Genomic DNA, 13,131 nt, shown 5'->3' with positions numbered 1-13,131 from the left:
AGTCGCACGAGGAGTCACGGTGCTCGCAAGCCGGTACGCGGTCCAACTCACGGACGTGACCAAGCGGTACGGGGAGGGACCCGACGCCGTCCTGGCCCTGGACAAGGTCAGCGCGGGCATCGAGTCCGGCACCTTCACGGCGGTCATGGGGCCCTCGGGCTCCGGCAAGAGCACGTTCCTGCACTGCGCGGCCGGCCTCGACCGGCCCACGGCGGGCGAGGTGCGCCTCGGTGACCAGGAGCTCTCCGCGCTGAGGGAGCGGCGGCTGACGGAGCTGCGCCGGACCCGGATCGGCTTCGTCTTCCAGGCGTTCAACCTGCTCCCGTCACTGACCGTCGAGCAGAACATCACGCTGCCCCTGCGGCTGGCCGGACAGCAGCCCGAGGAGGCCTGGCTGCAGCACATCGTCGGCGCCGTCGACCTGCGCGGGCGGCTGGCCCGCCACCCCGCGCAGCTCTCCGGCGGCCAGCAGCAGCGCGTCGCGATCGCCCGGGCCCTGGTCACCCGCCCCGAGGTGATCTTCGCCGACGAGCCCACCGGCGCGCTCGACCCGGAGACCGCCCGGGACATCCTGGTCCTCCTGCGCGAGGCCGTCACCGACCTGCACCAGACGGTCGTGATGGTCACCCACGACCCGGTGGCCGCCGCCCACACCGACCAGGCGCTCTTCCTCAGCGCCGGACGCGTCGTCGACGGCCTGGTCGCCCCCGGCGCGGACCGCGTCGCCGAGGTCATGTCCGGTCTGCGGAGGGCGGTCTGATGCTGACGCTCGCACTGCGGACCCTCAAGGCCCGCAAGGGCGGCTTCGCCGGCACCTTCGTCGCGCTGCTCCTCGGCGCCGCCGTGCTCGGCGCCTGCGGCGTCCTGCTGGAGTCGGGCATCCGGGCCGGTTCCTCCGCCGAGCGGTACGCGGCGGCCGACGCGGTCGTCACCGGCCGGCAGGAGGTCGAGCTGACGCTCAAGGACCTGGACGGCTCCACCCTCCACGAGTCCCAGCCGCTGCCCGAACGTGTCCCCCTGCACAGCTCGTTGGCCGCCCGGCTCGGCCGGGCCGACGGCGTCCGTACGGTGACCGAGGACGACGCCGTGACCGTACGCCTGGCGGACGCCCGCGGCAGGCCCGTGACGGGCCGCCACGGCACGGCACTTGAGGCCCACAACTGGTCCGGCCTGCGCCTCGGCGACTTCCGCCTCACCGAAGGCCGCGCACCGCGCACGGCCGGAGAGGTCGTCCTGGACGCCGACCTCGCCGCACGCGCGGGCGCGGGCCCCGGCGACGAGGTCCAGTTGATGACCACGTCCGTGCCGCGCACCTACACCGTCGCCGGACTCGTGGCGCTGAAGGACGGCCGTGCCCCGCGCCAGTCGGTGGCCTTCCTGCCGGATACGGCTCTACGTCAACTCAGGCCCAGCGTCGACGCGTTCGGCGTCCTCGCCGAGCCGGGCACCTCGCCCGGACAGCTCGCGGACGCGATCCGTACCACGCTCGACGACGAGAGTCTCGCCGTGCACACGGGCGTCGGACGCGGCCGTGCGGAGTTCCTCGACGTCGTCGCCAGCGGCTCCAACCTGGTGGTGCTGGCGGCCGCGGTCGGCGGCAACGTCCTGCTCATCGCCGTCTTCGTCCTCTACGCCACCACGTCGCTGTCCGTCCGGCACCGCCGCCGCGAGATCGCCCTGCTGCGCGCGATCGGCACCACGCCCGGCCAGATCCGTCGCATGCTCGCGGCCGAGGCTGCCGCCACGGGGCTGGTCGCCGGCGTGCTGGGCTGTCCGCTCGGGCTGGCCCTCGTGCACTGGCTGCGCGGCCGGTTCGCCGGACACGGCATCGTGCCGCCCGACTTCCCGCTCGCCGTCAGCCCGTTGCCGTTCCTCGCGGCGGTCCTGGTGACCGTGCTGACGGCCCTGGCGGCCGTCCTGGTCTCCGCTCGGCGCGCGACCCGGATCCGGCCGACGGAAGCCCTCGGTGAGGCCGCCGTGGAGCCTCCCGGTCTGGGCCGGGGGCGCAGGATCACCGGCTGGGTGCTGCTGGCGCTCGCGGCCGGGACCTTCGTCACCGGCCTTGCGCAGCACGCCGACTTCTTCACCCTGGTCGGGCTCGCCAACTCCCTCGTGCTCATCCTGGTGATCGCCACCGCCGTCCTCGGGCCCCTGCTCTCCCGGGCGGCCGTACGGCTCCTCGCGCCCCTCCTCGACCGGACCGGCGTCACCGGCTACCTCGCGGCCGCCAACACCCGTGCCAACGTGGGCCGTCTGGCCGGCGCGATCACCCCGCTCGTGCTCGCCGTCTCCTTCGCCTCGACCGTCGTCTTCACCCAGACCACGGCGCTACGGGAGTCCTCCGACCAGGTGCGGGCGGGCCTCGTCGCCGACCATGTGCTCACCGCGCCGGGCGGGGTGTCGCCCGACCTGGCCGTGAAGGTGCGGGAGTTGAAGCAGGTGAGGTCGGCCACCGGACTCGTGAAGTCGAACGTCGTCGGCGCGGGCCGGCTCATCGGCGCCCAGGAGGCCGTCTCGCTGGGCGCGCAGGGAGTGGACCCCGCCGCGCTCGGCACCACCCTCGACCTGCACGCCCGGGACGGCGACCTGTCGGCGCTGTCACCGCGCACCCTGGCGATCAGCACCACCGCGGCGTCCTGGCTCGGCATAGGCGTCGGTGACACCGCCCGGTTGCACCTCGGCGACGGCACCCCGTTCCAGGGCAAGGTGGTCGCCGTCTACACCCGGGGCTTCGGCTTCGCGGACGTCACCCTGGACCACGACCTCCTGCTCGCCCACACCACCCGGAAGGCCGACGAGTCCGTCCTGGTCCGCTCCGGCCCCGCCGCGCACGGGCTCACCCAGGCCCTGTCCGGTCTCGCTGCGGCCTACCCCGGCACCGTCCTCCGCGACGGCCTCGCCGTCGACGACCAGCTGGCGGAACAGCGCGCCAACGCCTGGGTCAACTACCTGGTCGTGGGCCTCATCATCGCCTACACCGCGATCACCGTCGTCAACACCCTCGCGATGGCCACGGCCGCCCGCCGCCGCGAGTTCGCCCTCCTACGGCTCTCCGGCACCGCCCGCCGCCAGGTCGCCGGCATGATGCGCCGGGAGAGTGCCGTCGTCGTGCTGGCCGGGGTGGGGCTCGGCACGCTGCTGTCCGCCTTCCCACTGACCCTCGTCGCCATCGGCCTGGGCGGCACTCCGTGGCCGGCCGTCCCGGGTCTCGGCTACCTGGCGATCGCGGGCACCACCGCGGTCCTGGCCACCGCGGGCACGATGCTCCCGACCCGGGTACTGCTGCGGATCCGCCCGGTCGAGGCGATCGGTGCCAGGGAGTGACCCGGACGTCCCGTTGAGGGGCTCAACTCACCGATGCCGTAGGGGAGTCAGCTGTTCGATGTCGTAGCGGGAGCGGAGTTCCTCGATCGCCGCGTGATCCGGCGGTCCTCCGTTGCCCAGGATCTCGAGCAGCTCCTCGAAGTAGCGTTCGTGGTCCGGGGGCGGGGAGGCCTGGAAGAACATCTTGGCGGGGGTGTCGGTCGGGTTGGCGAACGCGTGCGGGCAGCCCGGCGGTACGACGATGACCGTGCCCGGGGTCGCGCGCACCACCCGGCCCCCCGAACCGGACTCCCACCTCTGCCAGTTGTCGGGGGTCCGGATGCGGGGCTCGAAGGCGAGGACGTCCAACTCGCCGTCGAGGACGTAGAACAACTCCTCGCTGCGGGTGTGCACATGGGCGCCGACGTCGAAGCCGGGCGGGACCTCCACCTCGAAGGTGGAGGCGGTACGTGAGTGGGTGCCGGTGACCTTGTAGGTCACGCGCTGGGCGGGGGTCTGGACGACCCTGCCGTGGCCCGGCGGCACCAGCAGGCCCTCCGTGGCGGTCACCGGACGCTCACCAGGTGACCGGCAGGGCCTCGGGACCGCGGATCAACGCACCCTTCTTGAAGGGCACCCGGTCCGCCGGCACGGTCAGCTTCAGACCCGGCACCCGGTCCAGCAGCGCGTCCACCAGCAGCTCGGACTCAAGACGCGCCAGCATGTTGCCGGGGCAGAAGTGCGGGCCGAAGCCGAAGGACACATGCGGGTTCGGGCTGCGGGCGAAGTCGATCGTCCCCGGGTCGGGGAAGACCTCCGGATCGCGGTTCGCGGCCAGGTAGGAGACGTAGATCGGGTCGCCCGCCCGGATCCGTACGCCCTTGACGTCCACGTCCTCCAGGGCGATGCGGGACAGGCCGACCGCGTTGCGGTGCGGGATGTAGCGCAGCATCTCGTCGATGGCCCGCGGGCGGATCTCCGCGTCGGCGCGCAGCCGTACGGCCAGTTCCGGACGGGTCAGCAGGAGATAGAACATCTGGCCGCTGTTGTTGGTGACCGCCTCGCCGCCGATCTGGAGCAGCACGGCGAGACCGACGGCCTCCTGCGAGGTGATCTCGCCACGCCCCACCGCCGCGCCGAGCAGGGAGGCGACGTCCTCGCCCGTCGAACCCTCCCGCAGTCCGATCAGATCGGCGAAGTACGCGCCCATCTCGTGCTTGGCCTTCTCGCTGACCTGCGCGCCCTGCGAGGAGGACAGGATGAGCTGGGTCCAGGTGTGCATGCTGTGCCGGTCGGCCGCCGGGACACCCATCAGCTCGCAGATCACCGCGATGGGGAACGGACTGAGGACCGTCGCGGTGAGGTCGGCGGGCGGGCCGTCCTGCAGCAGCTCGTCCACCAGCTCGTCGAGCATGAGCCGCGACCGCTCACGGATCCGCTCCACTCCCTTCGCCGTGAAGGCGGCGGCCACCGAGCGGCGCAGCCGCGTGTGGTCCGGCGGGTCGAGGAAGCCGACCGCGCCCCGCTCGGGGATGAAGTGCGGGGCGAGGCGGGTGACCGGCTGGTCCATGACCGCCTCGCGGCCGAAGCGCGGGTCGTTGGTCACCATGCGGACGTCGTCCAGGCGTGTGACCAGCCAGGCCCAGCCTTCGCCGTTGGGCAGCCGGATGCGCGTGACGGGGCCCTCGGCCATCAGCTCGGTCAGCACCGGGTCGAAGTCCAGGCCGGTCAGATCGAGGGCCGGCCAGTGCCGGACCGGGGGCACGGTTTTGGTGAGTGTCTCTTCGGTCATGCCTGCTCACTCCGTCCCTTCGCCCGGGCGGTGCCAGCGGCCCAGGGACATCTCCGCGGTGATGCCGGGACCGAACCCGGCGAGCAGCCCACGCGCCCGGTGCTGGGCACCGCCGTCGTCGAAGAGCCGGCGCAGTGCGTCGAGGACGACGGCGCTGGCGATGTTGCCGTACTCGGTCAGCGTGGCCCGGCTGAAGCGGAAGGCGTGCGGGTCGACCTGAAGGAACTTGCTGAGGTCGTCCAGAATCCGGGGGCCGCCCGCGTGGATGATGTAGAAGTCCAGGTCGGAGGCGTCCCAGCCGTGCCTCGCGGCCAGCTCCTGGAGCGCCGGGGCCAGCGGCTCCATGGTGCCCGGCACCCGCTTGTCCAGCAGGAAGTGGAAGCCGGTGGCCCGGACGTCGTACATGATCCATTCCTCGGTCTTGGGGATCAGGTACGAGCCGTTGCGCTCCAGCTCGATGCCCTCGCCGCCCCGGCCGCGTACGACCGCGGCGGCGATCCCGTCGCCGAACAGGCCGTTGGAGAGCAGGGATCCGATGCCCAGGTCGGTGGGCTGGTAGCACAGCGAGCAGAACTCGCAGGCGACGATCAGCACGTTCGCGTCGGGGTAGGCGCAGCAGAAGTCGTGCGCCCGGTTGATCGCCGCGCCGCCCGCCGCACAGCCCAGCTGGGCTATGGGTATCTGGCGGGTGGTGCTGTCGAAGTCCATCGAGTTGATCAGCCAGGCCGTGAGCGAGGGCATCATGAAGCCCGTGCAGGACACGTAGACGATCACGTCGATGTCGGTGGTCAGGAGCTCGGCCTCGTCGAGCGCCCGCTGGACGACGGCGGGCACCCGAGCCTTCGCCTCGTACTCGTAGACCTTGTTGCGGTCCTCGAAGCCGGGGTGCTTCAGGGTCTCCTCGATGGGCTGCACGATGTGCCGCGTACGTACGCCGGTGTTCTCGATCAGCCGGAGGGCCAGCGGCAGTTGTGGATGGTCGGCGTGGCGGGAGCGGGCGAGCTCCAGCGTCTGCTCCATCGTGATCACGTGCTCTGGTACGGACACCGAGGGTCTGCACAAAGTCGCCATGAACCGTGCCTGCTTTCGCCGTCCGGAAGGCTTTGGCCCCCCGGTCAGAAAGGTGGTTCACCTCTGGGGGTGGTTCACTCACGATCACCCGACGGAGCGACTATCTCGCGTCGGACTACTCCGAATCGGGGACCCCGTGCCAGGGTCGGAGCAGCAGCCCCGCATCCGAGACCACGGAGGACGCGATGACGCGTACGGCCACGGAACTGCTGGAGACAACCGCCAGGACACTGGCCCCGGACCCGCACGCCAACCCCCTCGTGCCGCTGATCGCCCGGGGCGAGGCATCCCGCGACGTCCTCACGACACTCGCCCTGGAACAGCAATGGGTGATCCCGGCGGACCGCACCGCGTTCGTGCATCTGGCGCAACGCACCCAGGAGCCGGACGTCGCCGCGTTCTTCGAGATGCTCGCCGAGGGCGAGACGCTGGCCGGGCAGCGGCTGGAGTCGTTCGCGGCGGCCTGCGGCGTGGACGAGGCCCGCACCCGCGCCTACGACCCCCTGCCGGGCTGCCAGGCCTACCCGGCGTACATTGCCTGGCTGGCCCTGAACGCCTCCCCGGCCGACGCGGTCGTGGCGATCACCGCCAACTTCTCGGCCTGGGGCGGCTACTGCGCCACCATCGCCGAGTCCCTGCGCACCCACTACGGCTTCAAGTCCGACGACTGCGCCTTCTTCGACTTTTTCGCCGAACCGTCCCCTGACCTGGACCGCAAGGCCACGGCCGCAGTCCAGGCGTCCCTGGACGCGGGCGCCGTGAACGAGGAACGCGCGTACCGCTACGGCCGCCTACTCCAAAGCTACGAGTCCCTCTTCTGGACAACCTTGCTGCAGCTTGGCTGAGGGGCCTACGGCGCGCCCCCGCTGCTATGAGCGATGCACGCCACATCGATCCGGTCGGCGAGCTTGGCCAACTCAATGGTCAAGGACGCCACCGTGTCCTCGTCGAGCCCGGAGTCCCCGGACTCGACCAGATGCAGCCACCTGCCGCCAACCGTCCGCAACAACTTGCTCACATCGGCGGCAGCCACCTGCAAGGTCCCGCGGTCGTCGACGATCAGAGGCAGAGTCACTTCGCGGTTCACAGACGGGATGTTAGTCGCGCAGCACTCACGCACCGTGCCAAACCGTGGTGATGTTGCAGAACTCCCGGATTCCGTGCCCGGACAGCTCACGCCCGTATCCGGACCGCTTGACCCCGCCGAACGGGAACGCCGGGTGCGAGGCGGTCATCCCGTTGACGAACACGCCGCCGGCCTCCAGATCGCGTACGAACCGGTCGACCTCGGCGTCGTCGCGCGTCCAAACGTTGGAACTCAGTCCGAACGGCGAGTCGTTGGCGATGAGCACCGCCTCGTCCAGGTCGGCGGCCCGGTACAGGGTGGCGACGGGCCCGAAGGCCTCCTCGCGGTGGATGCGCATCTCGCGGGTGATGTCGGCGAGCACGGTCGGCGGGTAGTACCAGCCGGGCAGCTCGGGCCGGCGCAGCCGGTGGCCGCCGCACAGCACCGTGGCCCCGCTGCGCGTGGCGTCGTCGACCAGTTCCTCGAGGTCGTCCCGGCCCTGCTCGCTGGAGAGCGGCCCGACCTCGGTGTCCTCCTCCATCGGGTCGCCGACCTTCAGCGCCTTCATGCCTTTCACGAACCGTTCGGCGAAGGCGTCGTAGACGTCCGTGTGGACGATGAACCGCTTGGCGGCGATGCACGACTGGCCGTTGTTCTGCACGCGCGCGGTGATCGCGATCCGGGCTGCCCGGTCGATGTCGGCGGACGGCATGACGATGTACGGGTCGCTGCCGCCCAGCTCCAGCACCGTCTTCTTGACCATGTCCCCGGCGGTGGAGGCGACCGCGCGTCCGGCGGGCTCGCTGCCGGTGAGGGTGGCCGCCTTGACGCGCTGGTCGCGCAGGATGTCGTCGACGGCGCCGGAGCCGATCAGCAGGGTCTGGAAGCAGCCCTCGGGGTGGCCCGCACGGTGGAAGAGGTCCTCCAGGAACAGGGCGGTCTGAGGGACGTTCGAGGCGTGCTTGAGCAGGCCCACGTTGCCCGCCATCAGCGCGGGCGCCGCGAACCGGACGACCTGCCAGAGTGGGAAGTTCCACGGCATCACCGCGAGCACGGGGCCGAGCGGCCGGTAGCGGACCAGGGCCCGGGAAGCGCCGGAGTCCTTCACGTCGGACTCCGCGGGCTCCTCGTCCGCGAGGAGTTCCTCGGCGTGGTCGGCGTACCAGCGCATCGCCTTGGCGCACTTGGCGGCCTCCGCGCGGGCCTGCTTGATCGGCTTGCCCATCTCGGTGGTCATCACGCGGGCGATGTCCTCGCCGCTCTCGTCGAGCAGATCGGCGGCCTTGTGCATCAGGCGGGCGCGCTCGGCGAACGTCGTCGTGCGATACGTGCGGAACGTCGCCTCCGCGAGTTGGAGCCGCCTTTCGAGCTCCTCCTCGCCCATGGCCTCGTACGTCTTGAGCGTCTCGCCGTTCGCCGGGTTCACCGTCGCGATGGGCATGGCTGACCTCCTCAGGGCGGGCTTGCATCGACCTTCCCGCGCGCCGCCGCCGACCGCAACGCGTGGGCGGCTGTGCGGTCAACGCGGACTTTCCGAGTGCTCAGCGAGCCGGTCGAGAAACGCGGCCTGCGCCTTGACGATCACCTCGCGGGCGCCGTCGAGCCCGAACCATTGCACCCGGTCCAGCTCGGGGAACTCCTGTGTCCGCCCGGACCTCGGCGGCCACTCCATCACGAACGTGCCGGGGGTGATCGCCGCCGGATCCAGGTCGGCGCGGATCGCCCAGGCCGTCACCGTCTTGCCGCCGGACTGCCGGACCTCGCCCAGCTCCAGCGCCTCGCCGTCGGGCGGCGCCAGCCCGAGCTCCTCCTGGAACTCGCGCCGCGCCGCGTGCCAGGCGCTCTCCTCCTCGGGCACGTACTCGCCCTTCGGCACGGTCCAGGCGCCGGCGCCGCGCTGGGCGAAGAAGGGCCCGCCCATGTGGCCGAGCAACACCTGGAGCCCGTCGCCGGTGTGCCGGTACAGCAGCAGTCCGGCGCTGTGCCTGCCGCTCACGGCCGCACCTCCGGGTGCGCGGCCAGCAGCGTCTCGACCGTGTCCGCCTCCTCGGGACGCTTGTCCTCGCGGTAGCGGACCACGCGGGCGAAGCGGAGGGTGACGCCGGCCGGGTAGCGGGTGGACTTCTGCAGGCCGTCGTAGGCGATCTCGACGACGAGTTCGGGGCGTACGGTCACCACGTAGCCGCTGCTGTCGACGGCAAGCTCCTGCAGGCGCTCGGTCTGCCAGGTGAGCATCGCGTCGGTCATTCCCTTGAACGTCTTGCCGAGCATGGCGAAGGAGCCGTCGGCGGTGCGGGCGCCGAGGTGGAGGTTGGAGAGCTTGCCGGTGCGGCGGCCGTGGCCCCACTCGGCGGCCAGGACGACGAGGTCCAGTGTGTGCACGGGCTTGACCTTCAGCCAGGACGCGCCGCGCCGGCCCGCGCTGTAGGCGGCGTCGAGGCCCTTGACGACGACGCCCTCGTGACCGCGCTCCAGCGTCGCGGCGAGGAAACCGTCCGCCTCGGCCACGTCGTCGGGGCCCGACACCAGGGTGCGCCGCACCCGCATCGGCTCGGGGACCAGCCGGGCCAGTTCGGCGTGCCGCTCGGTGAAGGGCAGGTCGAGCAGGTCGCGGTCCTCGACGGACAGCACGTCGAAGAAGACGGGGGAGACGGGCACGGTCTCGGCGGCCGTCGCCACGTCCACACGCGAGCCGACCCGCCCGGCCGTCTCCTGGAAGGACCGGGGCCGCCCGTCCGCGCCGAAGGAGATCACCTCGCCGTCCAGGATGAAGCGCCTGCCGTTCAACTGGAGTGCTGCGGCGCTGACTTCGGGCAGCCGGTCGGTGATGTCGTCGAGGGTGCGGGTGTAGATCCGTACGGCGTCGCCGTCCCGGTGGACCTGGACGCGGATGCCGTCCAGCTTCTCCTCGACCGCGCACGCGCCGAGCTTGTCGACCGCCTCGGCGACCGACGAGGCGCTGTGCGCCAGCATCGGCAGGACCGGGCGGCCGACGGTGAGCCGGAAACGGTCCAGGGAGGCGGGGCCGTCGGCGAGCAGCGCCTGCGCCACCGACTGCAGGGAGCCCGCGAGCATCACCGCCCGGCGCACGTCCGCGGACGGTGCCTCGGTCGCCTGCGCCAGGCCTTCTACGGCGACCGCGTCCAGGGCACCTTGGCGCACCTCGCCGGTGAGCAGCCCGAACAGGAACCGCTGTTCCTCCTCGGTGGCCGCGCCCAGCAACTCACCGACCAGCCGGGCCCGTTCGCCCTGCGATCCGGCGCCGGCGACCTTGCCCAGGTCGGTGAGCAGGGCGTCCACCTCGCGCACGGTCAGCGACGGCTCGGCGGCCGGTTCGACGGGCCGGCTGAGCACCTTCCAGCCGACGCCGATCCGGCCCTGCGGCAGCCGTCCCGCCAGATACGGAATCACGATCGGGACGTCGTCCGCCTCGGCGTCCCGGAACAGCTCCGCGAGCAGAGCGATCTTCCGGGACCGCGCCGAGGTGGCGGCGACCTCCTGGGACACCTGGGCCAGGCGGGCTAGCAGCATGCAGCCATGGTGCAACGCGCTCCGCCGGTATACACCCGGACGAACGGGCCGTGTGTCGTCCGCGGGTCCGTCACGGCCGGTCGCGCCGCGCGACGGAACCGCACGGCGGCACAGGCCCGTGCCTAGCCCGCACCGACCACGGCCTGGATCAGGCCCGGGAACCGGCGGTCCAGGTCCTCCTTGCGCAGGCGCATGTACAAGCCGTTCCCGGCGTCGCGCTGATACACCAGGCCCGCCTCGCGCAGCACGCGCCAGTGGCGGGTGCGGCCGGACTTGCCCACCGGCAGATCGAAGGAGGCGCACAGCCGCTCTTCGTCCGGCCGTTCGGCCAGCTCGGCCACGACGCGACGCCGGTTCGCGTCGGCCAGCGCCAAAAGGATGGGCCCGACCTCCAGCTCTTCGACCCGTGGATGCGCCAACTCGCCTGCCGTCATCGCTTCACCCCTGCTTCACCCCTCGTACTTCACCCCTCGACAAGGTACGCGCTCAAGCGTACCTTCCCGAAGGTACGCGCATGTGCGTACCTTACCGCTCCGGGGGAGCCATGCCCGTACCCGAGTCGCCGCGTCGTGGAATCCTGTCGCGCATCCGCAGGTCGCTGCGCAAGCTCCTGCTCACCGACCACTCACCCTTCATGACCCTGTGAGCCGATGGGAGTCGCCGTCCAGGAGCGCCGCGTCGAGGTCGGCCATCAGCAGCTCCCCGTTGATCGTGGCGCCCGCGCGGTAGCCGCGGCTGGCCGCGTTGACGACCTGCTCGGCGAAGCCTGAGGCGTTGCCGGCGGCCCAGAGGCCGGGCACGGTCGTCAGGCCGCGTTCGTCGATCACGGGGTACGCGCCGAACGGCGTCTCCCGCAGCTCGGCACCCAGCCGCACCAGCAGGTCGTTCCGCGGGACGGCGCGCGGCGCGACGAACAGCACCGACCGGTCGTGGGTGGCGCCTCCCCCAGAGGGGGTGCCCCCAGCGAGACGCACACCGGTCAGCCGGTCGTTCTCGACGACGAGGCCGGCCACCTCGCCCGGCACGACCTTGACCCCGGCCGCGGCGAGTCTGCGCAGGTCGTCGTCCGACAGTTCCGCCTCGGCGACCTTGTGCAGGAAGAACGTCACGTCCTTGGACCACTGGGACACCATCAGTGCCTGGTGCACGCTCATCGGCGTCGTGGCCAGCACACCGAAGGGCTGGTCGCGCACCTCCCAGCCGTGGCAGTACGGGCAGTGCAGCACGTCCCGGCCGAAGCGCTCGGCGACCCCGGGCACCTCCGGGAGCCCGTCCTTGAGACCGGTGGCGATGACGAGTGCGCGGGCGTGCACGGTACGGCCGCCGGCCAGCGTCACGGTGAAGTCCCCGCCGCCCCCCTCGCGCGTCGCGTCCACCGCCCGGTCCCGGACCAGCTCGACGCCGTAGCGCGCGATCTCCTCGCGGCCGATCGCCAGGAACTCCGCGGGCGGCATGCCGTCCCGGGAGAGAAAGCCCTGCATGTGGGCGGCGGGCGCGTTACGCGGCTCGCCCGCGTCGACGACCAGGGTGCGGCGCCGGGCCCGGCCCAGGACCAGGGCGGCGGAGAGCCCCGCCGTTCCGCCTCCGACGACGATCACTTCGTACTTGTCGGTCATGGGTGACCACCTCCTGGGCCGACAGTCGCGCGACCACTGCCACATTGACAAACGTGTTTGCCGAAACTGCAATGAAGGGCATGAGGGACGACATGGGCATGAGGGACGACACGGAGACGACCGACGGCACCGAAGAGGTCCTGGCGGAGGTCGGCCCCCGGCTGCGCCGGATCCGCAAGGAGCGGGGTGCGACGCTCGCCGGGCTGTCGGCGGCGACCGGGATCTCGGTCAGCACGCTGTCCCGGCTGGAGTCCGGGCTGCGCAAGCCCAGCCTGGAGCTGTTGCTGCCGATCGCGCGGGCGCACCAGGTGGCCCTGGACGAACTGGTCGGGGCCACCTCGCCCGCCGACCCGCGGGTGCGCTCCGAGCCGATCGTCCAGTTCGGCCGCACGCACTGGCCGTTGACCCGTCAGCCCGGTGGTCTCCAGGCGTTCAAGGTGCTGGAGCCGCAGCGGCGGCTGGAGCCGGAGCCGCGGACGCACGAGGGCTACGAGTGGCTGTACGTGCTGTCCGGGAGACTGCGGCTGGTGCTGGGCGACCACGACGTGGTGCTCACGGCGGGGGAGGCGGCCGAGTTCGACACGCGGGTGCCGCACTGGTTCGGCTCCACGGGGGAGGGCCCGGTCGAGTTCCTGAGCCTGTTCGGGCCGCAGGGCGAGCGGATGCACGTGCGGGCGCGGCCGAAGCGCAAGAGTGGCGAAAACGGCTGACGTCGGCTGTTCCCTCAATGGCAAGCGACCGCTTAGTATGCG

At 71.8% G+C, this 13,131-nt stretch carries 14 protein-coding genes; 5 read left to right on the top strand and 9 right to left on the bottom strand.

What is annotated here, in order from left to right; genetic code table 11:
- Window positions 1–19: 19 nt before the first annotated feature.
- Window positions 20–760 carry an ABC transporter ATP-binding protein gene (locus tag ACGFYN_RS21830; RefSeq protein ID WP_393867501.1) on the top strand — a complete coding sequence of 247 codons (741 nt, stop codon included), beginning with the start codon at window positions 20–22 and terminating at the stop codon, window positions 758–760.
- Window positions 760–3,324 (top strand): FtsX-like permease family protein, encoded by a 2,565-nt coding sequence (locus tag ACGFYN_RS21825; protein WP_393867500.1) that lies wholly within the window; start codon window positions 760–762, stop codon window positions 3,322–3,324. The genes ACGFYN_RS21830 and ACGFYN_RS21825 overlap by 1 nt, the downstream gene beginning before the upstream one ends.
- Before the next feature lie 27 nt (window positions 3,325–3,351).
- On the opposite strand, the gene ACGFYN_RS21820 is transcribed toward ACGFYN_RS21825, so the two are convergent.
- Genes ACGFYN_RS21820 through ACGFYN_RS21810 form a run of 3 tightly spaced genes read right to left on the bottom strand, consistent with a single transcriptional unit; the run spans window position 3,352 to window position 6,214 of the window.
- Complete coding sequence (locus ACGFYN_RS21820; RefSeq protein ID WP_393867499.1) at window positions 3,352–3,873, bottom strand: cupin domain-containing protein; 522 nt, start codon at window positions 3,871–3,873, stop codon at window positions 3,352–3,354.
- Between the two features lie 7 nt (window positions 3,874–3,880).
- Window positions 3,881–5,095 (bottom strand): cytochrome P450, encoded by a 1,215-nt coding sequence (locus ACGFYN_RS21815; RefSeq protein WP_393867498.1) that lies wholly within the window; start codon window positions 5,093–5,095, stop codon window positions 3,881–3,883.
- A 6-nt stretch (window positions 5,096–5,101) separates the two neighbouring features.
- Window positions 5,102–6,214 (bottom strand): type III polyketide synthase, encoded by a 1,113-nt coding sequence (locus tag ACGFYN_RS21810; protein WP_393867681.1) that lies wholly within the window; start codon window positions 6,212–6,214, stop codon window positions 5,102–5,104.
- Between the two features lie 137 nt (window positions 6,215–6,351).
- Here ACGFYN_RS21810 and ACGFYN_RS21805 point away from each other — a divergent pair, with 137 nt between their 5' ends.
- Window positions 6,352–7,011, top strand: coding sequence for a transcriptional regulator (locus tag ACGFYN_RS21805; protein WP_393867497.1), 660 nt, complete (start codon window positions 6,352–6,354; stop codon window positions 7,009–7,011).
- A gap of 5 nt (window positions 7,012–7,016) precedes the next feature.
- Here the strand turns inward: ACGFYN_RS21805 and ACGFYN_RS21800 are convergent, their stop codons facing one another.
- The 5 genes from ACGFYN_RS21800 to ACGFYN_RS21780 all read right to left on the bottom strand — a co-directional run bounded on the left by ACGFYN_RS21800 (window position 7,017) and on the right by ACGFYN_RS21780 (window position 11,197).
- On the bottom strand, window positions 7,017–7,253 hold the full coding sequence (locus ACGFYN_RS21800) for a DUF6213 family protein (RefSeq protein WP_393867496.1): 237 nt from the start codon (window positions 7,251–7,253) through the stop codon (window positions 7,017–7,019).
- A gap of 25 nt (window positions 7,254–7,278) precedes the next feature.
- Complete coding sequence (locus tag ACGFYN_RS21795; protein WP_393867495.1) at window positions 7,279–8,673, bottom strand: NADP-dependent succinic semialdehyde dehydrogenase; 1,395 nt, start codon at window positions 8,671–8,673, stop codon at window positions 7,279–7,281.
- A 78-nt stretch (window positions 8,674–8,751) separates the two neighbouring features.
- On the bottom strand, window positions 8,752–9,228 hold the full coding sequence (locus tag ACGFYN_RS21790; protein ID WP_393867494.1) for an NUDIX domain-containing protein: 477 nt from the start codon (window positions 9,226–9,228) through the stop codon (window positions 8,752–8,754).
- A complete protein-coding gene (locus ACGFYN_RS21785; protein ID WP_393867493.1) occupies window positions 9,225–10,763 on the bottom strand; it encodes an ATP-dependent DNA ligase in 1,539 nt (512 codons plus the stop codon). Before ACGFYN_RS21785 ends, ACGFYN_RS21790 begins: the two co-directional genes overlap by 4 nt.
- Before the next feature lie 122 nt (window positions 10,764–10,885).
- Window positions 10,886–11,197, bottom strand: coding sequence for an ArsR/SmtB family transcription factor (locus tag ACGFYN_RS21780; protein WP_393867492.1), 312 nt, complete (start codon window positions 11,195–11,197; stop codon window positions 10,886–10,888).
- Window positions 11,198–11,277: 80 nt separating this feature from the next.
- Here ACGFYN_RS21780 and ACGFYN_RS21775 point away from each other — a divergent pair, with 80 nt between their 5' ends.
- The gene (locus ACGFYN_RS21775) at window positions 11,278–11,409 is read left to right on the top strand and encodes a hypothetical protein (protein WP_393867491.1); all 132 of its coding nucleotides are present in this window, start codon (window positions 11,278–11,280) and stop codon (window positions 11,407–11,409) included.
- Here ACGFYN_RS21775 and ACGFYN_RS21770 read toward each other — a convergent pair.
- A complete protein-coding gene (locus tag ACGFYN_RS21770) occupies window positions 11,396–12,379 on the bottom strand; it encodes an NAD(P)/FAD-dependent oxidoreductase (protein ID WP_393867490.1) in 984 nt (327 codons plus the stop codon). The genes ACGFYN_RS21775 and ACGFYN_RS21770 overlap by 14 nt on opposite strands.
- Window positions 12,380–12,459: 80 nt before the next feature.
- Here ACGFYN_RS21770 and ACGFYN_RS21765 point away from each other — a divergent pair, with 80 nt between their 5' ends.
- Window positions 12,460–13,089 (top strand): helix-turn-helix domain-containing protein, encoded by a 630-nt coding sequence (locus ACGFYN_RS21765; protein ID WP_393867489.1) that lies wholly within the window; start codon window positions 12,460–12,462, stop codon window positions 13,087–13,089.
- Window positions 13,090–13,131 lie beyond the last annotated feature (42 nt).

It is taken from the genome of Streptomyces sp. NPDC048419 (genome assembly GCF_043200415.1).
In the GTDB taxonomy this organism is placed as follows: Bacteria; Actinomycetota; Actinomycetes; order Streptomycetales; family Streptomycetaceae; genus Streptomyces.
Note: the sequence above shows the minus strand (reverse complement) of the source record. Positions and strands in the feature narration are given on the sequence as shown.

Bases quoted from the DNA above. Each gene is read 5' to 3' on its own strand.
- ACGFYN_RS21825 (WP_393867500.1), top strand. From the start codon at position 760: ATGCTGACGCTCGCACTGCGGACCCTCAAGGCCCGCAAGGGCGGCTTC.
- ACGFYN_RS21815 (WP_393867498.1), bottom strand. From the start codon at position 5,095: ATGACCGAAGAGACACTCACCAAAACCGTGCCCCCGGTCCGGCACTGG.
- ACGFYN_RS21805 (WP_393867497.1), top strand. From the start codon at position 6,352: ATGACGCGTACGGCCACGGAACTGCTGGAGACAACCGCCAGGACACTG.
- ACGFYN_RS21795 (WP_393867495.1), bottom strand. From the start codon at position 8,673: ATGCCCATCGCGACGGTGAACCCGGCGAACGGCGAGACGCTCAAGACG.
- ACGFYN_RS21785 (WP_393867493.1), bottom strand. From the start codon at position 10,763: ATGCTGCTAGCCCGCCTGGCCCAGGTGTCCCAGGAGGTCGCCGCCACC.
- ACGFYN_RS21780 (WP_393867492.1), bottom strand. From the start codon at position 11,197: ATGACGGCAGGCGAGTTGGCGCATCCACGGGTCGAAGAGCTGGAGGTC.
- ACGFYN_RS21775 (WP_393867491.1), top strand. From the start codon at position 11,278: ATGTGCGTACCTTACCGCTCCGGGGGAGCCATGCCCGTACCCGAGTCG.
- ACGFYN_RS21770 (WP_393867490.1), bottom strand. From the start codon at position 12,379: ATGACCGACAAGTACGAAGTGATCGTCGTCGGAGGCGGAACGGCGGGG.
- ACGFYN_RS21765 (WP_393867489.1), top strand. From the start codon at position 12,460: ATGAGGGACGACATGGGCATGAGGGACGACACGGAGACGACCGACGGC.